Origin of the sequence: Deinococcus humi, assembly GCF_014201875.1 — a bacterium.
GTDB lineage: Bacteria > Deinococcota > Deinococci > Deinococcales > Deinococcaceae > Deinococcus > Deinococcus humi.
This window is the reverse complement of record NZ_JACHFL010000004.1, coordinates 217,917-243,054: the sequence shown is the minus strand read 5'-3', so window position 1 is coordinate 243,054 and position 25,138 is coordinate 217,917. Positions and strand designations below refer to the sequence as shown.

Sequence of the window (25,138 nt, the reverse complement as noted above, 5' to 3'; positions counted from 1 at the left end):
CTGTGAAACGGCGAGCTTCAGTTGCGTGGATCGAAGGCATCGCGCAGGCCATCGCCCAGAAAGTTGACGGCCAGTACAGTGATCAGAATCATCAGCCCCGGAAAGACGGCCAGCCACGGAGCGGCGGTCAGCCACTGGCTGGCGTAGTTCAGCAGGTTGCCCCAGGTGGGCGTCGGCGGCTGCACGCCCAGTCCCAGGAACGACAGCGCGCTTTCGAGCATGATGGTGCCGCCCACCGACAGCGTGGTGGACACGATGATCGGGCCAATGGCATTGGGCAGGATGTGGCGGAACATGACGCGGTTGTCGCCGCCGCCCAGGGCGCGCGAGGCCTCCACGAATTCGCGCTCGCGCAGGCTCAGGAACTGGCTGCGCACCAGCCGGGCAGTGCCCATCCAGCTCAGGCTGCCCACGATCACGATCAGCAGCGTCACGCTGGGCCGCAGGATGCCCGACAGCAGGATGATCAGCGGCAGCAGCGGAATGCACAGCACCACGTCGGTAAAGCGCATCAGCGCCGTGTCTGTCCACCCACGGTAGTAGCCGGACAGCGCGCCGATCAGGGTGCCCAGGAAGGTGGCCAGCAGCGCGCTGAACAGCCCCACCATCAGCGAGATACGCGCGCCGTACAGCACCCGGGTAAAGGCGTCGCGGCCCAGCTGATCGGTGCCCATCGGGTGAGCGGCGCTGGGCGGCTGCGGCTGGCCGATGATGCTGGCGTCCTGACCGTCGAAGGTGTACGGGGCGATGAACGGCGCGAAGATCGCCAGCAGGCCCAGGAGCAGCAGCACCACAAGACCCAGCACCGCCAGTTTGTGTTTCAGGAAGCGGGCGATCAGCGTGGGCCAGAAGCCCTCGCGCCGTTTGCGCCGGCGCGGTGCGGCGCGGTCTTTAAGGGTGTCAGTCATAGCGGATCCTGGGATCGATCAGGCTGTAGGCCAGGTCAGCCACCAGATTGCTGACCACCAGTGCGAAGGAGCCCACCATCAGCAGCGCCATCAGCACTGGGTAGTCGCGTCCGTTCATCGAGTCGATAAACAGGCGGCCCAGGCCCGGCCAGGCGAAGATCGTCTCGGTGATCACCGCGCCCGACAGGATTGCTGCCGAGTCCAGCGCCACCACCGTGACCACCGGAATCAGCGCGTTTCTAAAGGCATGTGAGTATGTGACGCGCCGGGACGAGACCCCCTTGGCGCGGGCGGTGCGGATGTAGTCCTGGCTCAGGATCTCCACCATGCTTGAGCGCATGTAGCGGCTCCAGCCCGCCACCGAGGCGAAGGCCAGGATGAACATCGGCAGGGCCAGATGCCGCAGGATATCGGGCAGCGAGCCGTCGCCAATGGTCTGCATTCCCGCCGAGGGCAGTAGTTTCCACTGCACCGCAAACAGCAGTTGCAGCATCAGTGCCAGCCAGAAGACGGGCGTGCTGATGCCCAGGAACGACAGCAGCGTGATGAAGTAGTCCACTACGGTGTAGCGTCGGGTGGCGCTGAGAATGCCCAGCGGCAGGGCCACGATCAACGCAAGCACGAAAGCGCTGCCGCTCAGCATCAGCGTGGCGGGCACGCGGGCCAGCACTTCCTCCATGACCGGCTGTGCGGTGCGGATGGAAAAGCCCCACTCGCCCTGGAAGAACGCCGTGACCCATTTGAAATACTGCACCGGCAACGGCTGGTCCAGCCCGAAAGCCCGCTTCATGTTGTCCAGGGCTTCCTGGGTCACGGAAGGATTGTCCGCGTAGACGTCCAGGGGACCGCCGGGCGCCAGGTGCAGCACCCCGAACAGGATCAGCGAGACGCCCAGTAACAGCGGCACCATGCCCAGCAGGCGTTTGAAAATGTACGACAGACTCATGGCGCTCCCTTCGCAGGTGTGGTGGCGTGGAGATCAAGCGCGCAGGCCCCGCGGGCCAAGTGGAGCCGGGCCGAATGCGGGGCCTGCGCCTCTTGCTCTACTTCTTCAGGTACCAACCGCTGGTATTGACGAAATTGGTCATGTTCGTGGGGTTGGGGACGAAACCGCCCAGTTTGTCGGTTACGACGATCATGGATGGGTTGGAGGTCACAGGAATGCTGGGCAGGTCCTGCATCAGCGTCGTCTGGAAGTCACGCAGGGCCTTGGTCCTGACCGCCGGGTCCAGGCTGCTGTCCGCCGTCGCCAGCAGCGCATCGATCTTGGGATTGCTGTATCCCTGCCCGTTGTTGACGCCCTTGCTGCCGAAGAAAACACTGTATGAGGGGTCGGCCGAGGTGATCCAGCCCCCGTAGTACAGGTCATAGCCGCCCTTGTAACGCGCGTCGCGCAGGGCCACCCCAGCCTTGTTGTCGGGCTTGAGTTCAATGCCGATGGCCTTCATCTGCGCGATGATCACCTGCTGGGCGTCCTCGTCGGTGGAACGGCCCGCCTGCGCCATGATGTTGAAGCTCAGGCGCTGGCCGTTCTTGGCGCGGATGCCGTCGCTGCCCACCTTGTATCCGGCGGCGTCCAGCAGCTGCCTGGCCTTGGCCGGATCGTAAGGGTACTTCGGCACGTTCTTGTTGCTGTAGGAAAAGACTGGCACCACGACCGTATCGATGGGGATGGGATAGCCGCCAAGCGCCTTGGAGATGGTGGTGCGGTCCAGAGCATGCGCCATCGCCTTGCGGACGTTGATGTCGCGCAGCGGGGCAGGACCTTTCAGGTTGAAATCCAGGTGTTGCCATGACAGCACCGGGTTCTTGACGACATTCAGCCCAGGCTGATTGTCGAGCTGAGCAATCTGCGAGTACGGCACGCTATAGGCCATCTGAATCTCGCCGGACTTGAGCTGGGTCACCAGCGTGTTGCTGTCGGGAATGATCTTGAAGATCATTTTGTCCAGGTAGGGCAGCTGCACGCCCGCCTTGTCCTTGCGCCAGTAGTACGGGTTGCGGTCAAGCACCACATACTGACCCTTGACGAACTGGCTGACCTTGAAGGGGCCGGTGCCCAGCGGCATCTGGTTGTAGTTGTCGGTGTTGAGGTCCTTGCCTTCCAGCGTGTGCTTGGGCAGGATGCCGAAGGTAAACAGCGTGCTCTTGAAGTCAGGCGCAACGCGTTTGTAGTTGACCACCACGGTCAGATCGTTGGGGGTCTGAATGGAGGCGATGTCCTCGGTGCCGTCCTTGGATTCGGCGATGAACTTGGGGTCCTTGACGGTCTCCCAGGTGAATTTCACGTCGGCAGAGGTGAACGGCTTGCCGTCGGACCACTTGACGCCAGGCCGCAACTGGTAGGTCACCACCATGCTCTTGTTGTCTGCCGCCACCTTGATGCCGCCGTTCTGCACCGTGGGCACGCGCGTCGCCAGCACCGGCACATATTCCGCCTTCTCGTTGGGGGCCACCAGGCCCTCGACCACCGCAGCCTGTACGTCGCCTAAAAAGCCAGTCGAGTAGACGTTGAGCGTGTCGATGTCGTACCCGAGCCCGACGGTCAGGGTGCCGCCCCGCTGCTGTGCCAATCCCATTCCGCTGAGCAGAATCGCTGCGCTCAGGCCGAGAACCAAACGCTTCTGCCTGGTGGAACCCGCCGCCTGAATCTGATAACCCATGTTCCTATCCTCCATGAAAAGGGAAAAGTACGGCCAGAGCGATCAAAACCTGAATGAAATTGAAGGTTTGCACCACAGTGTATGCACACTTATTCGGCGAAGTCAAGATGAGACTGCGATGGTAAAAACGGTTGGAATTCCGGGATATGGAATGAACGCTTGACTTCAGGTTCCACTTGACGGAATGATGTTGGGCATTCAGGAGGTACAACATGGAGAATCAGAACGCAGTCCCCAACGACGCCTCGCTCGGTCGGCAGCTCACGGCCCTCACCATTGGAATGGATCACCTCGAACGTCAGCTCTCACGCGGGCACGGTGTACTGGACAGCGAGGGGCTGGTGCCGATCTACCTGGGAGACGAACTGGTGCCCCCGATGGCGCTGAGCGACTGGGACGCTGTACACACCGAGCTGAACGATCTGGAGCGGCAGGTGGCGCAGTACCCGGCAGGTGCGCGCCGGACGTTCCTGGACGACATGCTGCGTTCCCTGCGCACGGCAACCCGACTGTTTGAGGGCGAGGTGCTGAGCTTCCGCGAGAAGCTTGAAGGTCTGGTAGGCGTGCCGGCCCAGCCGATCAGCGACGAGGAACTGCTGGAGATGCACGGGCAGCTCTCGGGGCTGCTGGATCGGACAGGCCTGCGTCACGGCACACTCGCCGAGCGGATCGGGCGCTGGGAGGAGGAGCGGGCGCTGGAATCAGGCCAACTGGAGCCGGTTTTCACCGAACTGATGGCCGAAGCCCAGCGCCGCACCGACGCGCGCATCTATCCGACGGGCGATTACACTATGCGGCTCAATGCCCTGCGCGACGTGCCATTTACCGCGCGTTGCAATTTCAGTCAGGGGCAGATGGACCTGAACGTGGACCTGAAATTCACGCGGGCGGCCATTAAACACCTGGTCTGTCATGAGGTCTTTCCAGGCCACTCCACTCAGCTGCTATACACCCGCGACAAGGCGGCCAGTGGCGAGAGCACGGCGGATGTGCTGCTGTGCACCGCCAACGCCGTGACCGGCTGCGTGCAGGAGGGCATCGGTGACCAGGGTGTGGAATTGATCGACTGGATTGAACACGAGGACGACGCGGTGCATGCCCAGCTTCGGCGGGTGCGCAGCGCCAGCGCCACAAGCGCGGCGTGGTACCAGATGGGCGAGAACTGGTCTGAGGACCGTGTGATGGACTTTCTGAAGCGCTATTCCTTCGGACAGCAGCCCTGGATGGAGGGACGCATTCGTTTCGCCAGCTACAGCTTCCGGGGGCCGTTCATCGCCTCGTACTGGTTTGGCAACGAGGCCGTGCGTGAAGTGCGCGAGCGTCTGAGCGCCGAGCAGTGGCCCGCCTTCATCGAGACGCTGTACGGCCAGATGCACTCCCCGCGCAGTCTGCGGATGTTCGGCTCCTAAGCTAGGGTGGCCCATGAGCGAAAACGTCCAGAGTGTCGAGCGTGCCCTCGACATCATCAATACCATCGTGGCGGCCAACCGATCGCTCAGCGTGGGTGAACTTTCTCAGGCCATGGGCCTGGCGCCCAGCACCATCCACCGCATCCTTCAGACCCTGACCGTCAAGAATTACGTGTTCCAGGACACCCAGACCAAGCGCTACGATATCGGCCCCGAAATCGTGGATATCAGCAGCGCGCTGTACCTGCGTTACGACCTGGTGCGGCGGGTGCGCCCCTACCTTCAGGAACTGGTGGAATCGACGGGGGAGACGGCCCATATCGCGCAGCTGTACGGCACCACCGCCATGTATCTCAGCCAGGTCGAGCCGTTCAGCATGGTGCGGATGTTCACGACTCCCGGTAGCGTCGCCCCGCTGCATTGCAGCGATGTGGGCAAGGTCTTTCTGGCCGACCTGCCCACTGCCCGAGTGGACGAGATTATCCGCAAGACCGGCTTGCCCGCCCGCACCCCTCACACCATTACCGACGAGCCGGCGCTGCTGGCCGAACTGATGTGTGTGCGCGCCCAGGCCTACGCGCTGGACGATGAGGAACGCGAGGTCGGCGTGCGCTGCCTGTCGGCGGGCATCCTCAACGGCGCGGGTAAGGTCGTCGCCGCGATTGGGGTGGCCGGACCCACCAGCCGCCTGAGCCGCGGGCGCATCGGGGAGGTCAGCGACGCCGTTGTCAGCATGGCCCGGCGCTGCGCCGACGAACTGATCCGCCAGCCAACAGTTGAGCCTGTGGCTCAGTAAGCGGCGCGGTCCCCCGTCAGAGAAAAGAGGTTGCCTATGACCGACACCGTGGTTTCAGAGCCTGCGTTTTCACAGACCGCCCGCCTGGAGATCGGCGCGGACGAGTACCGCCTGCGGCGCGAACGGGTTTTCAGGCTGCTCCAGGAACGGCAGCTTGATGCCGTGTGCGTCTTCGGGCCGACGCGTGTGGCCTACCTGAGCGGATTTTTCTTCTCGCCCACCGAGCGGCCCATTGCCCTGATCCTGACGGCGGACGGCAGGGTGGCCGCCCTGTTGCCGCAACTGGAACTCAGCCACTTCCAGCAACAGGGTCCAGCACTCGACGACAGCGCCATCTACCCCGAATATCCTGGCGGGGGTTCCGGTCGCCATCCCCTCCTGTTTCTGCGCGAACTCCTGTCCAGGCTGGGAGTGCTGGGGCGGCGGATTGCGGCCGATGTGGACGGTTACGAGCACCGCTGGGGCTACCGGGGGCCCGCCCTGGGCGCTGTACTGGAGCAGCCTGTTCAGGCCGATGTGGCCCTGATCGACAACCTGCGGATGGTCAAGAGCGCAACTGAGATTGCCCTGATGACCGAGGCGTGCCGCTGGGGGGACCATGCCCACCGGCTGATGCAGAACAGTCTGGGCGTGGGTGCCGAGGAACTGCTGGTCTCACACGGGGCAAGCCTGCAGGCCACCCGTGACTTGCTGGCCGCGCTGGGGGAACGTTACGTGCCCAAAGCCCGCGAGGGACTGCCCGCCAATGCCATGTTCATTCGCGGAAGCAACACCGCCCATCCGCATGGCCTGCATGAGGCGGGCGCGGTGAAGGCAGGTGACGTGCTGGTCACTGGCGCGTACGGCGTAGTAGGCGGCTACGAATCCGAGCTGGAACGCACCATGATCGTCGGCGAGCCGGACGCCAGGTTTCAGCGGTATTTCGCGGCGATGCTGGCAGCGCAGCAGGTGGGTCTCGACGCCCTGCGGCCCGGACGCACCTGCGCTGAGGTCGAGGCCGACGTCCGGCGCTTTATCCGTGTTGAGCTGGGCATGGACGATCTGGTGCGCCATCACACTGGACACGCCTTTGGTCTGGAAGGACACGAGCATCCCTTCCTGGATCTCGATGATCACACCGTCATTGAGCCGGGCATGGTTTTCTCGGTTGAGCCGGGCCTGTATGTGCCGCAGTTTGCCGGATTCCGTCACTCCGATACGGTGGTGATCACTTCGTCCGGTTCAGAGCGCCTCAGCCTGTACCCGCGTGAGCTGGACGAACTGGTGGTGCCGGTGGGTTAGGCAGACCTTTGCTCTGTCCGAGGGTCCTCATACGTGCAATACCGCTGTGCTTCTCCCAAAGCTCATGGCCTTCCGAGCAAGTCTTCCAAGGCGGCCCTGTGCTGCTTCAACGCCTGATCCATCGGCTGCGGCGCGACCGCCTCTCCCTGTGGCCTGAGCGTGGTCATGACGGCTTTCAGATCAGGAAACAGCCCGGCGGCAGGCATGGCGAGCAGCGCCGCACCCTCCGCCGCGCCGGGGGCATGCTCGATGTGCTGGACAGGCAGGTCCAGTGCGCCGCTGACCAGACCCAGCCACAGGTCGCTCCGCGCGCCGCCCCCAGTGGCCAGCAGGGTGGTCACGCTGGAGAGGGGGCGCATCACCTGATAGGTGTCGGCCAGCGCACAGACGGTTCCTTCGAGCAGCGCGCGAACCAGATGGGGGCGGCGGTGCGCCAGGCTTAGACCAGACCACGAACCGCGCACATCGGGATTCATCAGGGGGCTGCGTTCCCCAGCCAGGTAGGGGAGGAAGGTCACGCCTTCCGCGCCGTCTGGCACCGTTCCAGCCTCGGCCAGCAGTTCGGAAAAACCCATTTCGGGGGCCAGCGCGTCGTGAAACCACTGCAGCGCCCCGGCGCAGGCCAGCGTGACGCCCAGCAGGTGGTAGCCGCCGTCGGCGTGGGCGAACAGATGGATGCGTCCCTGGGGATCAGGCGTGGGTGTGTCCAGTGGGGCGAACAGCACGCCGCTGGTGCCCAGGCTGACGCTGCCCACGCCGGGTCGGTGCGCCCCCAGCCCCAGTCCGATGCCTGCCGCCGCATTGTCGCCGCCGCCCGCCACGACCTTCAGGTCAGTGGGCAGTCCCGTATACGCGGCCAGGTCAGGCAGAATCTGGCCCACCACGGCCCAGGAGTCCACCACTTCGGGGAACAGTTCCGCGTTCAACGAGAGGGCCTTCAGAACCTCCCGGTCCCAGGTCCTGGTCGCCAGATTCAGCGCCCCGGTCCCGGAAGCGTCCGACGGCTCGGTGAAAAAATGGCCGGTCAACACATAGCCCAGGTAATCCTTGGGGAGCAGCACCTTGTGCAGGCGGGCAAAGTTCTCCGGCTCCGCCTGCCTCAGCCACAGCAGCTTGGGCAGCTGAAAACCGGTCACGGCGCGGTTGCCGGTGCGGGCGATCAGCTCCTCGCGCGGAATTTTCGCCTCGATCTCGTCCACCGCTGACCCGGTGCGCTGATCGTTCCAGAGGGGAGCTGGGCGGATCACCTCGCCCTGCCGGTCCAGAAAGACCGCGCCGTGCATCTGTCCGCTGAGGCCAAGGGCATGGGGCGTCCAGCCGCCGGCCTGCAACGTCGTGGCCAACTCCTTGAGGGCCTCCAGGCTGGCGGACGCCCAGTCCTGCGGGCGCTGCTCGGTCCAGCCGGGTCTGGGCGTCAGCAGCGGATAGGTGCGCGTGGTGCTGGCCACCACGCGGCCTCCTGTGTCCAGCGCCACAACCTTGACCCCGCTGGTGCCTAGATCGATGCCCAGCGTGACGGACTGGGTCACCCGCGCACGCCCATCAGCAGCTCGGTGGTCATCTGGTCCAGGGCCTCCAGACCCGGGCCGCGCTGGCCCAGCGCCACACGGTCAAAGCTGAAGTTCTTTAGGGCCTCGGCATTTTCGGGTGAGAACCTGCTCAGGGTGGCCAGTTCGCCGTCCTCCACGCGGTACGCCTCCAGCGCCGCCGTGATCTCGGCGTCGGCGCGGAACTGCGCCACCTTGTCCTTCAGGATCAGGTAGGTCCGCATGCAGCCGCGCGCAAAGGCCCACACCCCGGCCTCGTCCTCGGTCCGTAGGGCATGGGCATCAAAGTGCAGCGGGCCGGTGTAGCCGCCCTCTTCGAGCAGCATCACGGTGAAGAACGCGCCCTTGAGGTTCTCCGCGCCGAAACGCAGGTCCTGATCGAAGCGGCCCATCTTTTGATCGTTCAGGTCGATGTGGAACAGTTTGCCCGCGTCCAGGGCCTGGGCAATCGCGTGCGGGAAGCTGAGACCTGCCATGGTCTCGTGGGCGAATTCGGGATTGACCCCGAACAGGTCGGGCCGGTCCAGCGTGGGAATGAAGCCCAGAGCGCTCCCCACCGTGGGCAGGAAGATATCGGCGCGCGGTTCGTTCGGCTTGGGTTCCAGCGCGAAGCGGTACCCGTATCCCTGCGACTCGGAATAGTCGGCCAGGAAGTTGAGGCTCTCGCGGAACCAGCCCAGCGCGTCCATCAGTTTGCCGCCCGCGTCCACTTCCGTGCCCTCGCGGCCGCCCCAGAAGACGTAGGTCTGGGCGCCCAGTTCGGCGCCCAGGTCCATCGAGCGCATGGTCTTCTGGAGCGCGTAGGCCCGCACGCGGCGGTCCGCACTGGTAAAAGCCCCGTCTTTAAAAGCGGGATCGCTGAACAGGTTGGTGGTGGCCATCGGCACCTTCAGACCAGTCTCCCTCAGCGCGGCTTTCAGGGCGGCCACAATGCTGTCGCGCTCAGCGGCCGTGGCGTCGATGGGCACCAGATCGTTGTCATGCAGATTGATGCCTGAAGCGCCCAGCTCGGCCAGCTTGTGCACGATGTACGGCGCGCTCAGCGGCTGCCGGGTGGGTTCGCCGAATGGGTCACGGCCAATGTTGCCGACGGTCCAGAGGCCAAAGGTGAAACGGTCAGCGGCGGTGGGGATAAAGTTGTTCATGGCTCTCCAAGTGTAAAAGAAATCGATTTCGTTATTGAGGGTTAGCTAGATGCGGCGTGAATTCTGGGTCAGTTGCTCAGTCGCCCCCGGGATTTGGTCCCGTGCTGTCGCGCAACACCAGCCGGGTGGGCAGCAGCACCTGACGGGGGGGGTGTCCCGCCAATTGCTCGAGCAACAGCCGCACGCCCTCGGCGGCCATCTCGGCGGCCGGGTGGTACACCGTGCTCAGGCCGCCCGCGATGTACTCCGCGCCCTGGATGTCGTCGAAGCCGATCAGCGAGACGTCCTGCGGCACGCTCAGTCCCGCCCCGCTCAGGGCCTGAAAAGCCGCCGCCGCGCCAAGATCGGTTTCGGCGAAGACGGCGGTGACCGTGCCGCGCCGCACCGCCTCCACCAGCGCCGTGCCGTCATGGAGGGGGGGGAGGGCCGTTAACCCTGCCGCCGCAAGGGCGCCCCGGTAGCCGGCCTCCCGCCGCTGGAAATGCTCGACGCCGCTGGCCTGACCGCCACCGTAAAAAGCGATCCGGGTGTGGCCCAGTTCCAGCAGATGGTTCACCGCCTGGGCCGCGCCGCCCGCGTGATCGACGTCTGCCGCGCCCATGCCGGGGGGCACCTGTTCGCTCCAGAGCGCCACCACGGGCAGCGCGGTCCCGCTCAGGCGCTCGAGCAGATCGTGGCCGCGAAGTGGATCGCAACTGACCAGCAGGCCGTCCACCCGCCCGTCCAGATAGGTGCGGGCCAATTGCTGCCCGCCCGGATAGACCACCAGAGCCGGCACATCCAGCTCGCGCGCCGCGCCGCTGAGACCGGCCATGATCGCGCCGTCAAAAGTGCGCGAGACGGCTCGGCTGGCCTCTGGCTCGCCCAGCAGGTTGTCCGGTTCGGAAGGCCCCACCGCTTCGAGCACGACGCCCAGCTGACCGGTCTGGCGAGTTCGCAGGTTGCGGGCGGCCACGTCGGGGACATAGCCGAGTTCGCGGGCCACCTGCCTGACCCGCTCGGCGGTCTCGGTCCGCACGGGATACTCGGCGCGGCCCGACAGCACCTTGGACACCGTGGCCGGACTGACGCCCGAGGCGGCAGCCACGGCCTTGATGCTGACGCGCCCCGCCTCTGGCCCCTTCAATTCAACCACCGTCTGAGAACTTGACCCAGCGTCCATCCGCCGCCGCGCTGTCCAGCACTCGCGTCATGAATTCCACGCCCTGCACACCGTCCCTGATCGTCGGGTAGTCGGGGTTGATCCGCTCGCCCTGTTCCCGCGCGGCCAGATCGTCGGCCACCGCGCGGTAGATGTTGGCGAAAGCCTCAATGAACGCTTCGGGGTGGCCTGCGGGCAGACGGGTCACGGCATTGGCCGCGCCGTTTGTGCCCGGCCCTCCACGCGTCAACACCTGCCGGGGCTTGTCCAGTGGATCGTAAAGGAGGTAGTTGGGCTCCTCCTGCCGCCAGCTCACGCTGCCCCGCGTGCCGAACACCGACAGGCGCAGGTCGTTCTCGCGGCCAATCTCGATCTGCGAGACCATCAAGACCCCCCTGGCGCCGCCGCTGAGTCTCAACAACATGCTGGCGTCGTCGTCCAGGCGGCGGCCCGGCACAAAGGCGGTCAGCTCGGCGGCCACCGCTTCCACAGACAGACCGCTCACGAAAGTGGCCAGTTGCTCGGCGTGGGTGCCGATGTCGCCTAGCGCCCCGGCGGGACCGCTGCGGGCCGGATCGGTGCGCCACTCGGCCTGCTTGCCCGTCTGCTCCGTGGCAAGCCAGCCTTGATGGTATTCCACGATGACCTTGCGGATCTCGCCCAGTTCGCCCCCCCGCACCATCTCGCGGGCCTGACGGATCAGGGGATAGCCGCTGTAGTTGTAGGTGACCGCAAAGACGGTTCCGGCCTGCTCCACCGCCGCTTCCAGCTCACGGGCCTCTTCGAGTGTGGGCACCAGTGGCTTGTCGCAGATGACATGAAAGCCTCCCTGCACCGCCCCCAGCGCCACCGGAAAATGCAGGTGGTTGGGCGTGACGATGGAGATGACTTCCGCACCGTCCTCACGCCCCTTCTCGGCGTCGAGCATTTCCTGCCAGGTGCCGTAGCAGCGTTCGGGCGGCAGGCCCAGCGCCGCGCCCGATTCTCTGGAACGCTGCGGCGTGCTCGACAGCGCCCCGGCCACCAGCACGTAACGCCCGTCCAGCGCCGCCGCGTGCCGGTGAACCGCGCCGATAAAGGCGTCCTGACCGCCGCCCACCATGGCCAGTCGCAGAGGGCGCACATGGGCGCTCACGCCTGCTCCTTGCTGAACGCGGCGTCGAACACCACGTCCGACGGCGGAAAATCAAGGCGGCGCGTGTAGGCGGCGCTCTCGGTCGCCCCGGCCACCCGGTCCATGCGCGCGTCCTCCCACTCGATGCTGAGGGGACCGTGGTAGCCGATGTCGTGCAGCGCCACGATGATGTCCTCGAAGCGCACATCGCCGCGCCCCACCGAGCGGAAGTCCCAGAAGCGCCGCCCGTCGCCGAAGGTGGTGTGGCCGCCGAATACGCCCACCTCGCCGCTGCCGTGGCCCCACCACACGTCCTTGATGTGGACGTGGTAGATCCGCTCCGGGAAGCGGCGAATGAACCCCACGTAGTCCACGCCCTGGTACGCCAGGTGGCTGGGATCGTAGTTGAAGCCGAAGCGCGGATGCTGGCCCACCGCCTCCAGCGCCCGTGCGGCGCTGGCCGTGTCGAAGGCGATCTCGGTGGGGTGAACCTCCAACGCAAAGTTCACGTCCACCTCGGCGAAGGCATCCAGAATGGGAGTGAAACGGCGGGCAAAGTCCTGGAATCCCCGTTCCCAGTACGCCTGATCGGTGGGCGGAAAAGCGTAGAGACTGTGCCAGATGCTGGAGCCGGTAAAGCCGGTCACAACGTTCACGCCCAGCTTGCGTGCTGCCCTGGCGGTGTCGATCATTTCCTGCGCGGCTCGCACCCGCACGCCCTCGGGGTCACCGTCACCCCAGACGTGGGCGGGAACGATGGCCCGATGCCGCTCGTCGATGGGATCGCATACCGCCTGTCCGACTAGGTGATTACCGATGGCGTGGATCTGAAGGTCGGATCTGGCCAGCAGTTCGCGAACGCTGTCCACGTACTGGTCCTCGTTCAGCGCACGCTGCACGTCGAAGTGATCGCCCCAGCAGGCTAGCTCCAGGCCATCGAAGCCCATTTTCCTGGCGAGCGGCGCGAGTTCGGCCAGGGGCAAGTCGGCCCACTGGCCGGTAAACAGGGTGACAGGTCTGGGCATGGATCTAGGGTGCCTCCGGGGTGTGGATGGGGTCAAATGGGGTGGAGTCGGCGCGCTGCGGTGGGACGGTCTGAGGGCATGAGGTCTAAACGCCGCCTCCGCGGACGGTCACCGTACCCCGGCGTTCAGACCTTCAGACTGCGCGCCTACGGCGCCAGTGCTCAGAAAGGCGATTTGGGGAAGTAGAACTTGGCCGCGTTGTCCTTGGTGACCAGCACGCTGGGAATGATGGTGGTCTTGGGCATGGCCGTCTTCGTCATGCGGGATTTGGCCGTGAGCAGCATGGCGTCGCGGATCATGTTCGGCGGGTAGGTCACGTCGGCGGTGATCAGCGGATCGCCGTCCTGCACCTTCTTGATCATTTCCTTCATGCCAGCGCCGCCCAGCACGAATTTGATGTCCTTGCGCCCGGCCTGTTCGATGGCCTTGAGGACGCCCACGGCGATGTCGTCATCCTGCGCCCAGACGGCGTCAATCTTGGGAAAACGGGTCAGGTAATCCTGCATGACCTTAAAGCCGTCGTCGCGGTTCCAGTTGGCGTACTGCCGGTCCAGAATCTTGATGCCCGGGTATTTCTCCTTCATCACCTTGTCAAAAGCGTCCACGCGCTGGTTGTCGATCACGGTGGCGATGCCGCGCAGCACCACCACGTTGCCCTTGCCACCCAGCGTCTTGCCCACGTACTCGCCGCTGACCCGGCCCAGCCCTGGATTGTCTCCGGCCACGTAGGCGTCCTGCGCCTTGGGATCGGTCAGCGCCCGGTCCACCACCACCGTGAACACGCCCTTGTCCTTGAGGTTGGCGACGGGACGAGTCAGCGGGGCACTCTCCTGCGGCAAGATCACCAGAGCATTGATCTTGTTGACGGTGTACATGTCCTGAATCTGGTTGGCCTGCTCGTTGGCGTCCTTGGCTGTCTTCACGATCACGGTCAGGTTCGGGTACATCTTTTCCAGCTCTTTTTTCGTCTCGTTGGCCCAGTACACCACGCCGCCCGTCCAGCCGTGGTCTGCCGAGGGAATGGACACGCCCATCACCTGCTTGGTCTGCGCCAGCGCGGCGGAGGCGAGGAGCGAGATGGAAAGAACCGCGAATTTTTTCAGGGTTTGCGACATGATGAACTCCTTCGTGCTGTGGCGTTCTGCGGACAGGGCGGGTGGAGGGACGCGGCGCGGTCAGAAGGCACTCAGCTGTGGCGGTCCGGTGGAGCTCACAGAGCTGAGCTCAGACAGGTTGCAGGTCATCGGCCTGCGCCCTGCCCTTGAAAGGAGAGGCGGGCATGGCCTCCTGAAGTTCCCTGGACGGAGCTGCGTTCTCCGGATCATGACCGCTTTCCGCGTTGCAGGAAGGCCACCACGATGATCACCACGCCCTGCACGGCGGCGTTCAGGTACACGCTGATGATCGAGGTCAAGTTCAACACGTTCTCGATGCTGAGCAGCAACATGGCCCCCACCACCGTGCCCCAGATGCGTCCGGAGCCGCCCTTGAGGGCCGTGCCGCCGATGATCACGGCGGCAATCGCCTCCAGCTCCCACAGGATGCCGGTGCTGGGGCTGGCGCTCCCCAGTCTCGGCACGTACAGCAATGTCGCCAGAGCCACGCAGATGCCCTGGATCATGTAGGTGATGACTTTGACGCGGTTCACGTCCACCGCCGCGTACCGCGCCACCTGCTCGTTGCTGCCAATGGCCTGCACGTAGCGGCCGTAGCGGGTGCGGTTCAGGATCAGTCCGCCGAGCAGCGCCACCACCGCGAACACCACGATCGGAATCGGTACGCCCAGCAGCTTGCCGTAATACACCGGGCTGTAGGCGTCGCTGAGGGTGTTGTTCAGCGAGATGCTGCCCCCCTCCGACAGGTAGGTGAGGACCGCGCGGTAGATGCCGAGGGTTCCCAGGGTGACGATGAACGGCTCAATGCGGCCCCGCGCGATAAAGGTGCCATGTAGGAGTCCCGCCCCTGCGCCGATGGCGAGGGCGCACAGCATGCCTATCGCGATGACGCCGCCGCCACCACCGTCTCCGCCCAGCGCGTTCATGATCAGAATCATGGAACCGGCGATCAGCGCGGCCATCGAACCCACCGACAGGTCAATGCCGCCCGAGATGATCACGAACGTCGCGCCTACCGCAATAATTCCGATAAACGAGGCGCGCGTCAGCACGTTGGACAGGTTGGACACGGTCAGAAAGTCGCTGTTGAGTGCGGTGGCCACGATCATCAGGGCCAGCAGCCCCAGCAGCGGCCCCAGACTGCCCAGGCGTGAAAGCAGCGGCGGGCGGGTGGATCGGGCGGGAATCTCGGCGCGGGATTCGGTCATCGTGGGGCTGCCTCCAGAGTGGGAGCGTTGACTTTCAAGCCGGTGGCGTACTGAATCACTTCCTGCTCGGTCAGTTCCTGGCCGCTCAGATTGCCGACGATGCGGCCTTCCCGCACCACCAGCAGGCGCTGGCACAGGCCCAGCAGTTCGGTCAGCTCGCTGGAAATCACAATGACGCCCTTGCCGGAGGCCGCCAGCGCCTGAACCAGCAGGTAGATCTCGCGTTTGGCCCCCACGTCCACGCCGCGTGTCGGTTCATCGAGCACGATCACGTCGGGGTTGACTTCCAGAATGCGGGCGAGGGCGAGCTTCTGCTGGTTGCCGCCCGAGAGCGCGCTGGCGGCCACATCCAGCCGCCCCGTGCGGATGCCGTAGGTCTTGACCGCCCCTTCCAGCGTCCGCTGCTCCGCGCCGATGTTCAGCAGGGGCCGTGCGTACTCCTCCAGCGTCATGAGGGTAAGGTTGGGCCGAAGCTGAAAGTCCACCAGCAGCCCTTTGCCCTTGCGGTCCTCACTGAGGTACACGACGCCCGCCTTTGCGGCCTTGCCGGGACTGTCAATGCGGGTTGGACGGCCTGCCACGCGCACCTGCCGAACCGTGTGCCGGCGCAGGCCCAGCAAGCCCTCGAACAGTTCGGTTCGCCCGGAACCCACCAGCCCGGCGAATCCTAGAACCTCGCCTGCACGCAAGGTGAAGGTGATGTCGTGCGCCCAGCCGGGAACCTCCAGTCCCTCGACGTGCAACGCCTCGTTCTGGGTGGGCTGCCCCACGTCCGGAAACATCTCCTCCAGCTCGCGGCCCACCATCAGGTTGGCCAGATCGTGCGGCGTTTTCCCCGCTGCCGGGCCGCTGAAGACCACCTCGCCATCACGCAGCACCGTCACCGAGTCGGCCAGCTCCACCACCTCGCCGAGCTTGTGACTGATGTACAGCACCGTCACGCCGTCGTCCCGCAGGCGCCGGATCAGGGCAAACAGCACCTCCGTCTCGCGGACGGTCAGTGTGGCCGTGGGCTCGTCCATGACCAGCACGCGGGCGTCGCGGGCCAGCGCCTTGGCAATTTCCACCAGCTGCTTTTGCGGCACACTCAGGTCACGCACACGCGTTCTGGGGTCAAGCTGCACGTCCAGCCGCGTCAGGGCGGCGGCGGCCTGCTGGTTCATCGCGGCGTCGTTCAGGAATGCGCCGCCCAGTTCGCGGCCCAGGAAGATGTTCTGCGCCACGCTCAGGTCATCTGCCAGATTGAATTCCTGGTGAATGAGCACCACGCCGCGGGCCTCAGCGTCCCGGCTGCTGCGCCAGCTGACGGGCTGCCCGGTCAGCACGATCTCGCCGGAGGTCTGAGGTTGGTAGCCGCCCAGAATCTTCATCAGCGTGCTCTTGCCCGCTCCGTTCTCGCCGATGAGTGCGTGGATCTCGGCGGTCCCAATGTCGAAGGTCACACCGTGCAGGACTTCCACCGGGCCAAAGGTTTTGGTGACTTTGCGGAAAGCGATGGCGGCAGGCACGGCGGTCAAATGCGCGCCTCCTGTGCCCACAGGCAGCGCTGAAGATCGAGAGGATGGTCAACGTTCCAGATCGGCACAGCAGTCTCCAGAAATAGGGGAGAGGTGGAGGTCACGACAACGTGGACAGCAGCGAACAGCAGTTTTGAATGTGTCAAATGTAGCACGTTGGCGTGATCTGTCGAAATCGTTTTCCCCCTGTCACTGCTTTGAGCGGGGGCGTCGCTGGACGTGCCGCAGAGGCCAGCGCTGTGACCGCTCCTGCGGACGGGTCACGGCGGTATGCCAGACTGTCGACGTCCCACTTCCCTGGAGGTTCGCCCATGATCCACGCCACACCTGCCCCTGCCGTCGCCCCCCTGCCCACCGACGGTGTGTATTTCCGTGCCTGCAACCTGTGCGAGGCCATCTGTGGCCTGCAGATCACCGTCCAAGGCGGCAGGGTCACGGATCTGCGCGGTGATCCGCTCGACCCGCTCAGCAAGGGCCACATCTGCCCCAAAGGAACGGCCTTGCCTGACCTGCACGCGGACCCGGACCGACTGAAGCGGCCCATGCGGCGCGACGGCGACACCTGGGTCGAGATGGGCTGGGACGAGGCGCTCGATTACGTGGCGGCGCGCCTTAGAGAAGTGCGCGAGCAGCACGGGGCGGACGCGGTGGCCACCTTTCAGGGCAATCCCAGCGTGCACAACAGCGGCACGCTGCTCACGGCGGGAGGGCTGGTGCGGGCCATCGGCAGCCGCAACCGCTTCACGGCCACCAGCATCGACCAGTTGCCCCACCACTTCGCGGGCGCGGAGATGTTCGGCCATCCCTTCCTGCTGCCCATTCCCGACATCGACCGCACCGACTTCATGCTGATGATGGGTGCCAACCCCCTGGCCAGCAACGGCAGCATCATGACGGCGCCGGATGTCCGGGGGCGCCTGAAGGCCATCCGCGAGCGCGGTGGGCGGGTGGTGCTGCTGGACCCACGCCGCACCGAGAGCGCGGCACACGCCACCGAGTTTCATTTCATCCGGCCCGGAACGGACGCTTACCTGCTGCTGGCGCTGCTGAATGTCATTTTTGCCGAGGGGCTAGCGCGGCTGGGCCACCTGAGTAACCTGACTGATGGGCTGGACGCCGTGCAGGACGCGGCCCGGATCTTCACTCCCGAACGTGTGGAAGGGCTGACCGGGGTTGCCGCCGAAACCATCCGCGCGCTGGCGCGCGACTTTGCCGTCGCCGAACGCGCCGTGGCCTACGGGCGCATCGGCCTGAGCATTCAGGAGTTCGGTGGGCTGTCGCAGTGGCTGATCAATGTTCTGAATGCCGTGACCGGCCACCTGGACCGCGAGGGCGGTGCCATGTTTACCCGGCCTGCCTACGACCTGCTGGCGCGTGCTAAAAAGGGCGCGATCTACCACGGACGGTACACCTCGCGCGTGCGCGGCCTGCCCGAATTCGACGGCGAGCTGCCCAACGTGACCATGGCCGAGGAGATGACCACCCCCGGCGACGGTCAGATCCGGGCGCTTGTTACCGTGGCGGGCAATCCGGTCCTGTCCACGGCGGATGGCGCGGCGCTGGACGATGCGCTGGCCGGCTTGGAGTTCATGGTCAGCATAGACCCGTACCTGAACGAGACCACTCGCCACGCCCACGTCATCCTGCCCCCGGCCTTCGGGCTGGAGGTGGCCCACTACGACATCACCTTCCACCTGCTGGCGGTGCAGAACACAGCTCGCTACTCGCTGCCCGTCTTTCCTATCGCGGAAGACCAACGCTTCGACTTCCAGATCTTCATGGGCCTGACCGAACGCCTGACCGGCAAGGCGGGCAGCACGCCGGAGCAGAAGCTGAATCTGGGGTTGCGCCACGGCCCGTACGCGACCAGTGTGGACGAGCTGAAGGCCAACCCGCACGGAATTGATTACGGCCCGCTGCAACCCTGTTTCCCCGAACGCCTGCTGACCGCCTCGGGTCGTGTTAACCTCGCGCCCACACCCATGCTGGCGGATCTGCCGCGCCTGGAAGCGGCGTTGGAGGTCACGCCCCCACCCCTCGTCCTGATCGGGCGGCGGCAGCTTCGCAGCAACAATTCCTGGATGCACAACACCCCCCGGCTGATGCGTGGGCCGGGCCGCTGCACCCTGCAACTCAACCCCGCCGACGCTGCCGGGTTTGCGGACGGGGAGGACATTGTGGTTCGCTCTCGTGTGGGCGCGGTGACCGTGCCGCTGGAACTGACCGACACGCTGATGCCAGGAGTCGCCAGTCTGCCGCACGGCTTCGGCCACTCACGCGCGGGCGTACGCCTGGGGGTGGCCGCCGAACATGCGGGTGTCAGCCTGAACGACCTGACCGATTCGCAGCGGGTGGACGCCCTGACCGGCAACGCGGCCGTCAACGGCACGCCGATCACGCTGCACGCGGCGGAAAGCGGGCAGAGCGCGGCGGACTGACCGACGTTTTACCCCTGCCCTCTCCCGATAGACTTGGGGGGTGCAGACCCGGACGCTGGCGGATCCCGAGACCCTTGCGGCCCGCCGCGCCCAGCTTCAGGACCCCCATGTCGCGCCGCTGACGGCCTTCGCGGAGCGATTGCGAGCAGGTGAGATGCTAGGCGAGCGGCTGGACCTTCCCCACTTCGATCCCAGAAGCGGCGGCATTCACAGTGAGATCCTGCTGCTGCTGGAATCGCCGGGGCCGAAAGTCGCGCAGACGGGTTTCGCCTCCCCCGACAACCCGGACCGCACCGCCGAGAACCTGAGCTGCCTGCTGAAGCTGGCTGGTATCAGCCGCGAGCGCTGCCTGATGTGGAACATCGTGCCGTGGCAACTCAGTGCGGGCGGAGTGGTCACGCCCACGGCAATGCAGGTCAGGGCGGCGACACCGGCCACCCTGGAACTGCTGACGCTGCTGCCTGAACTCCGGGTGGTGGTGCTGGTGGGCGGCAAGGCGCAGAGCGGCTGGCGGTTCGTTCAGCCTGAACTGCCCCGCCCCCTGCCCGCCATGAACTGCCCGCATCCCAGCCCACGCTTTTTCGCCACGGATCCGCAGGCCCCGGTACGGGCGCTTTCGGCGCTGGTGGAGGCGCGGCTACTGGCGAAAAACGCAGCTTCTTAGCGGGTCTGTGGGAACCCCAGATCCACCTTGCTGCTCGCCGGATCCGGCCAGCGCGAGGTGATCACCTTGCTGCGCGTGAAGAACTTGATGCCTTCGGGGCCGTACATGTGGGTGTCGCCGAACAGGCTGGCCTTCCAGCCGCCGAAGCTGTAGTACGCGACAGGCACCGGGATAGGGACGTTCACGCCCACCATGCCGACTTCCACGTCAAACTGGAATTGCCGCGCCGCGCCGCCGTCGCGGGTGAAGATGGCCGTGCCATTGCCGTACTCGTTGTCGTTGATCAGCTTGAGGCCCTCGGCGTAGCTGTCCGCCCGCACTACACACAGCACCGGGCCGAAGATTTCGTCGTCGTAGGCGTTCATTCCGGGTTTTACGTCGTCCAGCAGCGACACGCCCAGGAAGAATCCGTCGCCGTCAAATCGGGTCTCACGTCCGTCCACCACGACTTTTGCGCCCTGCTCCTGTGCGGAGGCGATATAGCCGGCCACCCGGTCCCGATGTTCGCGGGTGATCAGCGGCCCCATCTCGCTCTCCGGTTCGTCGCCGGGGCCGATCTTGAGGGCAGGCAAGCGCTCCCGAATGGCGTCGATCAATTTGTCGCCCGCGTCGCCCACCGCCACCAGCACGCTGATGGCCATGCAGCGCTCGCCCGCCGACCCGTAAGCGGCAGAGACGGCGGCGTCGGCGGCCATCCCGATATCCGCGTCGGGCAGCACCAGCATGTGGTTTTTCGCTCCGCCCAGCGCCTGCACGCGCTTGCCATGGGCGGTGCCTTTCTCGTAGATGTACCTGGCGATCGGTGTGCTGCCGACGAAGCTCACGGCGGCGATGCCAGGATGCTCCAGGAGAGCGTCCACGGCCTCCTTGTCTCCATGAACGACGCTCAGCACGCCGTCCGGCAGACCGGCCTCCTTGAGCAGTTCGGCCATGAAGTTGGCGGCAGACGGATCTTTCTCGCTGGGTTTGAGGATAAAGGCATTGCCGCATGCCAGCGCGTTTGCCAGCATCCACAGCGGCACCATCGCGGGGAAATTGAATGGCGTGATGCCGGCCACCACGCCCAGCGGTTGCTGGATGCTGTACACGTCCACGCCGGTGCTGACCTGTTCGGAATAGCCGCCGCGCAGCAGGTTGGGAATGCCGCAGGCGTATTCCACGTTCTCCAGCCCGCGCGCGATCTCGCCCAGCGCGTCACTGTGCACCTTGCCATGTTCGCGCGTGATGATGCGGGCCAGCTCCTCGCGCCGCGCCGCGAGCAGTTCGCGGAACTTGAACATCACGCCCGAGCGCATGCTGAGGGAACTGGACCGCCATTGCTGAGCGGCGGCAGTAGCAATCTCTACCACGGCGTCTATCTCGTCTCTACTCGCCAGCGGAACCAGTGCCTGAACCTGCCCGGTGGCCGGGTTGTAGACGGGGGCGGTGCGGCCCGACTTCCCCTCAGCGGGCGCATTGTTGAGCCAGTGGGTCAGGGTGATGGTTTTTTCTGTGGTGGCGGTCATGGGGTTACCTCTCCTTCGTCCAGGGAGCTGGCCGGACAAATGCCGTTTGTCCCCTCCTCAACCCTCCCCCGTATTGACGGAGCGAAAAGATCGGGGCTTTGATCCGTTCTGGCCCCTCTTGATGCGGGGCTGCCACGTGGCGGCTGGGGACGGTGGGTGACGTGAACCTTCCTGGTCCCCTAGTCCGCAGCCACCCCGCCCGCGATCAGCGTATCGACCAGCGCCAGCGCCTCCTCGTACACGGCCAGTCCGGCGTCCAGCTCCGCTTTGGTGATGATTAGCGGTGGACAGACCCACAGGAAATTGAAGCGGCTGTACGCGTAGACGTGCTTGTTCCGCAGGTGTGCGGCCAGCTGACCCATCTCCGGCGAGGTGCCGCCGAACGGGGCCAGCGGTTCTTTCGTTCCCTTGTCGCGCACCAGTTCCAGCACGGAGAACAGCCCCTTGTAACGTACGTCTCCCACGCAGGCGTATCTGGCCTTCATGGCTTCCAGCCGCTGACCCAGGTAGGCGCCCAGCTCAAGCGCGTTCTCGAACAGCCCCTCGTCCTCGTAGATCGCCAGATTCTCCACGGCGGCGGCGCAGCAGACCGGGTGGCCGCTGTACGTCAGGCCGCCCCACAGCATGTGTGTGTCGAAGTAGTCGGCAATGGGCTGGCTGACAATGCACGCGCCCAGTGGCATATACCCGCTCGTCAGGCCCTTGGCGCAGGTCACGATGTCGGGCTTGATGCCGTAGTGCTGGGTCGCCAGCCACTTGCCGGTGCGTCCGAAGCCGCTCATCACCTCGTCGGTGATCAGAAGGATGCCGTACCGGTCACACAGCGCCCGCAGTTTGGGGTAATAGTCGTCGGGCGGCACCAGCAGGCCGTTGCTACCGGTGATGCCTTCCACCAGAATCGCCGCGATGGAGTCCGGCCCCTCCATCTGAATAACTTCCTCGATGTGCGAGACGCATTCACGGCCACACGAATCCGGCGTCTTGCCGAAGGGACAGCGGTAGCAGTACGGATCAAAGACGCGCACCACTCCTGGCACCCCCGGCTCCACCGGCCAGCGGCGTGGGTCCCCCGAGGCAGTCATGCTGCCCATCGTCGCCCCGTGGTAGCTGCGGTAGCGGGTGATGATCTTGTCGCGGCCTGTGACCAGGCGGGCAATTTTGATGGCGTTCTCGTTGGCCTCGCTGCCGCCCAGGGTGAAGAAGGTCTTGGCCAGCCCGGTGACCTCGGCCAGCTTCTGCCCCAGCTTGCCGCGCGGCTCGGTGGCGAAGGACGGCCCGGCAAAGCACATGGTGTCCACCTGTTTCTTGATGGCCTCCAGCATGCGCGGGTGCTGGTGGCCGATGTTCAGGTTGATCAGCTGGCTGGAAAAGTCGAGCCAGGAGTGGCCGTCACCGTCGAAAAAGTGACTGCCCCTGCCGCCGGTCATTACGGGTGGCAGGGCGCCACCCTGCACAGACCACGAGAACATGGTGTACTCGCGGTTCTGCTGCGCGATGTCGTAGGCCGATGCGACAGGCTCGGGAAGGACCGCTGGGCGCTCTTCGGTGCTGGTCATGGACAAACCTCCGGGCGAAAGGATTGGAACAGGTGGGCTGCCGTCCATTGTCCTCCTCCCCGGGTGCTTGACTCAAGAGACAGGGTGTCCAAAAAAGCCTTGAGGCTAGCGGTCCCTAGACAGGTCCAGCGCCAGCAGCAGGCCCAGTTGCCGCCGGGGATCGTTCAGATCGCCCAGCATGGCCCGCAGTTGCTCCAGGCGGTAGTACACCGTCTGACGGCGCACGCCCAGGCTGCGGGCGGCCTCGGCCACGTTGAAGTTGCAGCCCAGGAGCGCCCCCAGCGTGTCCAGCAGAATCAGGCGCGGGCGCGGCGGCAGGGCCAGCACCGCCCCCAGGTGCGCGGCCACGAAGTCGGCGGCGCGGCCTGTCTCGTTCAGGGCGTCAGTCACCGGAGACAGCGAGGGCGGCGCGGCGACAGGCGGCCTGAGAATGCGGGCGTGGGCGGCGCGGGTCAGCTCCGCGAAGCTCACCTCCTGCCGGAAGACGATCAGCGGGAAACCGGTCTCGCGGGCCGCCTCCAGGGCTTCGGGTGGCACTTCCCGTACCTCGCGCACCAGTTCCAGCGCTAGCCCGTGCGCGCCGCCCCCGGCCAGCGAGCGGATGTACGCCCCGCCGTCGCCCCCGGCCAGCGGCGTTCCGGTGCTGAGCAGCAGCTCTCCGCCGCTGAGGAAGCGGGCGGCGTCGCTGATCTCGGAAACGTGGACCCAGGTGACTGGCGCCCCCAACCGCGCCTGGCCGCTCCTGACCTCCGCCCCCGTGAAGGCCGGAAGGAGCAGCAACTCGGCCAGGGTGGGCAGCATGCGAACAGCTTAGCGGCCACCCTGCCCCATGGCCCCGTCCAGGCCCGTCCGTTCCAAACGAACGCCCGTTAGGCGCTCTGACCTAAGATGGCAGCATGTCCAATTCACAGTCACGCGGCTTTCGCACGCGCGCCGTTCACGCGGGGCAGGGAATCGACCCGGCCACCGGCGCGCACGCCACGCCCATCTACGCCACCAGCACCTTCGCCTACGGCAGCGCCGAACGCGGTCAGCGCCTGTTCGCGGGCGAGGAGAGCGGGTACTTCTACTCGCGCGTGACCAACCCCACCGTCCGCGCCTTTGAAGAAAAGCTCGCCGATCTGGAAGGGGCGCAGGACGCGGTGGCCTTTGCCAGCGGCATGGGGGCGGTGTCGGCCATCGCCATGACGCTGCTCAAACCCGGCGACGAGGTCGTGTTCCTGGCGCCCCTGTACGGCGGCACCGAAGGCTTCCTGCTGGAGGTGGCCAGCAAGTTCGGCGTGACCGTCCACGAGGCCCACGACGAGGCCGATCTGGAAGGCAAGCTGACCCCGAACACCCGGCTGGTGTGGCTGGAAACGCCCACCAATCCACGCCTGGGGATCTTCGATCTGGCGCGGGTGACGCGGGCCGCAAAAACGGTGGGCGCGCTGACGGTGGCCGACAACACCTTCAGCACGCCGTACCTGACGCGGCCCATCGAACACGGCGTCGATCTGGTCATGCACAGCGCCACCAAATACCTGGGCGGACATGGCGACGCCATCGGTGGCGTGGTGGCCGGCCCATCAGACGTGATGATGGAACTGCGCGGTGTGGGACTCCGGCACGTCGGCGCGTCGTTGGGGCCGTTCGAGGGCTACCTGTTCCTGCGGGGCATGAAAACTCTGCCACTGCGGATGGAAGCGCACTGCGCCGGGGCGATGGCGCTGGCCACCGCGTTGCGGGGCCACCCGGCCATCGAGGCGCTGTACTACCCCGGTCTGACGGACCACCCCGGCCACAGTGTCGCCGAGAAGCAGATGCGGGCCTTTGGTGGTCTGGTCAGTGTGGAGCTGGGCAGCGCGGAGGCCGCCATGACGTTCCTGGACAGCCTGAAGCTGTTCACGCAGGCCGTCAGCCTGGGCGACGTGGAAAGCCTGACCTGTCACCCGGCCAGCACCACCCACGCTTTGCTGGGAGAGGAAACCCTGCGGCGTCACGGCGTCACGCCGGGCCTGGTCCGCCTGAGCGTAGGCATCGAGGACCCGGACGATCTGGTCAGGGACGTGTTGGCTGCGCTGGAGAAGGTGCGGGTGGGTGAGCTGGCGTAGCCAGGCCGCTCTT

Annotated in this window: 20 protein-coding genes; 6 read left to right on the top strand and 14 right to left on the bottom strand. The window is 65.6% G+C overall.

Going from position 1 to position 25,138, the window contains the following annotated elements; translation table 11 throughout:
- Window positions 1-17: 17 nt before the first annotated feature.
- From opp4C to HNQ08_RS10100, 3 genes are all read right to left on the bottom strand, one after another.
- Entirely contained in the window at window positions 18-908 is an 891-nt protein-coding gene (gene opp4C, locus HNQ08_RS10110) for an oligopeptide ABC transporter permease (protein WP_184130974.1), read from the bottom strand.
- Window positions 901-1,854, bottom strand: coding sequence for an ABC transporter permease (locus tag HNQ08_RS10105; RefSeq protein WP_184130972.1), 954 nt, complete (start codon window positions 1,852-1,854; stop codon window positions 901-903). Before HNQ08_RS10105 ends, opp4C begins: the two co-directional genes overlap by 8 nt.
- Before the next feature lie 97 nt (window positions 1,855-1,951).
- Window positions 1,952-3,571, bottom strand: coding sequence for a peptide ABC transporter substrate-binding protein (locus tag HNQ08_RS10100; protein WP_229789829.1), 1,620 nt, complete (start codon window positions 3,569-3,571; stop codon window positions 1,952-1,954).
- A 212-nt stretch (window positions 3,572-3,783) separates the two neighbouring features.
- Here HNQ08_RS10100 and HNQ08_RS10095 point away from each other — a divergent pair, with 212 nt between their 5' ends.
- Genes HNQ08_RS10095 through HNQ08_RS10085 form a run of 3 tightly spaced genes read left to right on the top strand, consistent with a single transcriptional unit; the run spans window position 3,784 to window position 7,057 of the window.
- Complete coding sequence (locus HNQ08_RS10095) at window positions 3,784-4,980, top strand: hypothetical protein (RefSeq protein ID WP_229789831.1); 1,197 nt, start codon at window positions 3,784-3,786, stop codon at window positions 4,978-4,980.
- A gap of 13 nt (window positions 4,981-4,993) precedes the next feature.
- Complete coding sequence (locus HNQ08_RS10090) at window positions 4,994-5,776, top strand: IclR family transcriptional regulator (protein ID WP_184130971.1); 783 nt, start codon at window positions 4,994-4,996, stop codon at window positions 5,774-5,776.
- A gap of 36 nt (window positions 5,777-5,812) precedes the next feature.
- Entirely contained in the window at window positions 5,813-7,057 is a 1,245-nt protein-coding gene (locus HNQ08_RS10085; RefSeq protein WP_184130969.1) for a M24 family metallopeptidase, read from the top strand.
- 62 nt (window positions 7,058-7,119) lie between these two features.
- Here HNQ08_RS10085 and xylB read toward each other — a convergent pair whose 3' ends face one another.
- The 8 genes from xylB to HNQ08_RS10045 all read right to left on the bottom strand — a co-directional run bounded on the left by xylB (window position 7,120) and on the right by HNQ08_RS10045 (window position 16,860).
- Entirely contained in the window at window positions 7,120-8,586 is a 1,467-nt protein-coding gene (gene xylB, locus HNQ08_RS10080) for a xylulokinase (protein WP_184130967.1), read from the bottom strand.
- Window positions 8,583-9,749, bottom strand: a complete 1,167-nt coding sequence (xylA, locus tag HNQ08_RS10075; RefSeq protein ID WP_184130965.1) for a xylose isomerase — start codon at window positions 9,747-9,749, stop codon at window positions 8,583-8,585. The genes xylB and xylA overlap by 4 nt, the downstream gene beginning before the upstream one ends.
- A gap of 76 nt (window positions 9,750-9,825) precedes the next feature.
- Window positions 9,826-10,875: a LacI family DNA-binding transcriptional regulator gene (locus tag HNQ08_RS10070; RefSeq protein WP_184130962.1), complete on the bottom strand. Its 1,050-nt coding sequence runs from the start codon at window positions 10,873-10,875 to the stop codon at window positions 9,826-9,828.
- Between the two features lies 1 nt (window position 10,876).
- Window positions 10,877-12,025, bottom strand: coding sequence for a Gfo/Idh/MocA family protein (locus HNQ08_RS10065; protein ID WP_229789833.1), 1,149 nt, complete (start codon window positions 12,023-12,025; stop codon window positions 10,877-10,879).
- Complete coding sequence (locus tag HNQ08_RS10060; protein WP_184130959.1) at window positions 12,022-13,029, bottom strand: sugar phosphate isomerase/epimerase family protein; 1,008 nt, start codon at window positions 13,027-13,029, stop codon at window positions 12,022-12,024. The genes HNQ08_RS10065 and HNQ08_RS10060 overlap by 4 nt, the downstream gene beginning before the upstream one ends.
- A 161-nt stretch (window positions 13,030-13,190) precedes the next feature.
- Window positions 13,191-14,144 (bottom strand): ABC transporter substrate-binding protein, encoded by a 954-nt coding sequence (locus tag HNQ08_RS10055; RefSeq protein ID WP_184130956.1) that lies wholly within the window; start codon window positions 14,142-14,144, stop codon window positions 13,191-13,193.
- A gap of 206 nt (window positions 14,145-14,350) precedes the next feature.
- Window positions 14,351-15,352 (bottom strand): ABC transporter permease, encoded by a 1,002-nt coding sequence (locus tag HNQ08_RS10050; RefSeq protein ID WP_184130953.1) that lies wholly within the window; start codon window positions 15,350-15,352, stop codon window positions 14,351-14,353.
- Window positions 15,349-16,860, bottom strand: a complete 1,512-nt coding sequence (locus HNQ08_RS10045) for an ATP-binding cassette domain-containing protein (protein WP_184131515.1) — start codon at window positions 16,858-16,860, stop codon at window positions 15,349-15,351. Before HNQ08_RS10045 ends, HNQ08_RS10050 begins: the two co-directional genes overlap by 4 nt.
- A 320-nt stretch (window positions 16,861-17,180) precedes the next feature.
- Here HNQ08_RS10045 and HNQ08_RS10040 point away from each other — a divergent pair, with 320 nt between their 5' ends.
- Together HNQ08_RS10040 and HNQ08_RS10035 are read left to right on the top strand one after the other, a co-directional pair.
- Complete coding sequence (locus HNQ08_RS10040) at window positions 17,181-19,307, top strand: molybdopterin-dependent oxidoreductase (RefSeq protein ID WP_184130950.1); 2,127 nt, start codon at window positions 17,181-17,183, stop codon at window positions 19,305-19,307.
- 40 nt (window positions 19,308-19,347) lie between these two features.
- Window positions 19,348-19,971 carry a uracil-DNA glycosylase gene (locus HNQ08_RS10035; protein ID WP_184130947.1) on the top strand — a complete coding sequence of 208 codons (624 nt, stop codon included), beginning with the start codon at window positions 19,348-19,350 and terminating at the stop codon, window positions 19,969-19,971.
- Here HNQ08_RS10035 and HNQ08_RS10030 read toward each other — a convergent pair.
- From HNQ08_RS10030 to HNQ08_RS10020, 3 genes are all read right to left on the bottom strand, one after another.
- A complete protein-coding gene (locus HNQ08_RS10030) occupies window positions 19,968-21,476 on the bottom strand; it encodes a CoA-acylating methylmalonate-semialdehyde dehydrogenase (RefSeq protein WP_184130945.1) in 1,509 nt (502 codons plus the stop codon). The genes HNQ08_RS10035 and HNQ08_RS10030 overlap by 4 nt on opposite strands.
- Window positions 21,477-21,655: 179 nt before the next feature.
- Window positions 21,656-23,032, bottom strand: a complete 1,377-nt coding sequence (locus tag HNQ08_RS10025; RefSeq protein ID WP_184130940.1) for an aminotransferase class III-fold pyridoxal phosphate-dependent enzyme — start codon at window positions 23,030-23,032, stop codon at window positions 21,656-21,658.
- Window positions 23,033-23,137: 105 nt separating this feature from the next.
- The gene (locus HNQ08_RS10020; protein WP_184130937.1) at window positions 23,138-23,833 is read right to left on the bottom strand and encodes a PucR family transcriptional regulator; all 696 of its coding nucleotides are present in this window, start codon (window positions 23,831-23,833) and stop codon (window positions 23,138-23,140) included.
- Window positions 23,834-23,928: 95 nt separating this feature from the next.
- Between HNQ08_RS10020 and HNQ08_RS10015 the strand changes: the two genes are divergently transcribed.
- Window positions 23,929-25,125: a trans-sulfuration enzyme family protein gene (locus HNQ08_RS10015; RefSeq protein WP_184130935.1), complete on the top strand. Its 1,197-nt coding sequence runs from the start codon at window positions 23,929-23,931 to the stop codon at window positions 25,123-25,125.
- The last annotated feature ends 13 nt before the right edge of the window (window positions 25,126-25,138 follow it).

What these genes read in the sequence shown, in the direction of transcription:
- HNQ08_RS10025 (WP_184130940.1), bottom strand. Translation starts at nt 23,032, where the DNA reads ATGACCAGCACCGAAGAGCGCCCAGCGGTCCTTCCCGAGCCTGTCGCA.
- HNQ08_RS10090 (WP_184130971.1), top strand. Translation starts at nt 4,994, where the DNA reads ATGAGCGAAAACGTCCAGAGTGTCGAGCGTGCCCTCGACATCATCAAT.
- HNQ08_RS10015 (WP_184130935.1), top strand. Translation starts at nt 23,929, where the DNA reads ATGTCCAATTCACAGTCACGCGGCTTTCGCACGCGCGCCGTTCACGCG.
- HNQ08_RS10060 (WP_184130959.1), bottom strand. Translation starts at nt 13,029, where the DNA reads ATGCCCAGACCTGTCACCCTGTTTACCGGCCAGTGGGCCGACTTGCCC.
- HNQ08_RS10085 (WP_184130969.1), top strand. Translation starts at nt 5,813, where the DNA reads ATGACCGACACCGTGGTTTCAGAGCCTGCGTTTTCACAGACCGCCCGC.
- HNQ08_RS10055 (WP_184130956.1), bottom strand. Translation starts at nt 14,144, where the DNA reads ATGTCGCAAACCCTGAAAAAATTCGCGGTTCTTTCCATCTCGCTCCTC.
- HNQ08_RS10020 (WP_184130937.1), bottom strand. Translation starts at nt 23,833, where the DNA reads ATGCTGCCCACCCTGGCCGAGTTGCTGCTCCTTCCGGCCTTCACGGGG.
- HNQ08_RS10100 (WP_229789829.1), bottom strand. Translation starts at nt 3,571, where the DNA reads ATGGGTTATCAGATTCAGGCGGCGGGTTCCACCAGGCAGAAGCGTTTG.
- HNQ08_RS10050 (WP_184130953.1), bottom strand. Translation starts at nt 15,352, where the DNA reads ATGACCGAATCCCGCGCCGAGATTCCCGCCCGATCCACCCGCCCGCCG.
- HNQ08_RS10105 (WP_184130972.1), bottom strand. Translation starts at nt 1,854, where the DNA reads ATGAGTCTGTCGTACATTTTCAAACGCCTGCTGGGCATGGTGCCGCTG.
- HNQ08_RS10095 (WP_229789831.1), top strand. Translation starts at nt 3,784, where the DNA reads ATGGAGAATCAGAACGCAGTCCCCAACGACGCCTCGCTCGGTCGGCAG.
- HNQ08_RS10040 (WP_184130950.1), top strand. Translation starts at nt 17,181, where the DNA reads ATGATCCACGCCACACCTGCCCCTGCCGTCGCCCCCCTGCCCACCGAC.
- HNQ08_RS10030 (WP_184130945.1), bottom strand. Translation starts at nt 21,476, where the DNA reads ATGACCGCCACCACAGAAAAAACCATCACCCTGACCCACTGGCTCAAC.
- xylA (WP_184130965.1), bottom strand. Translation starts at nt 9,749, where the DNA reads ATGAACAACTTTATCCCCACCGCCGCTGACCGTTTCACCTTTGGCCTC.
- opp4C (WP_184130974.1), bottom strand. Translation starts at nt 908, where the DNA reads ATGACTGACACCCTTAAAGACCGCGCCGCACCGCGCCGGCGCAAACGG.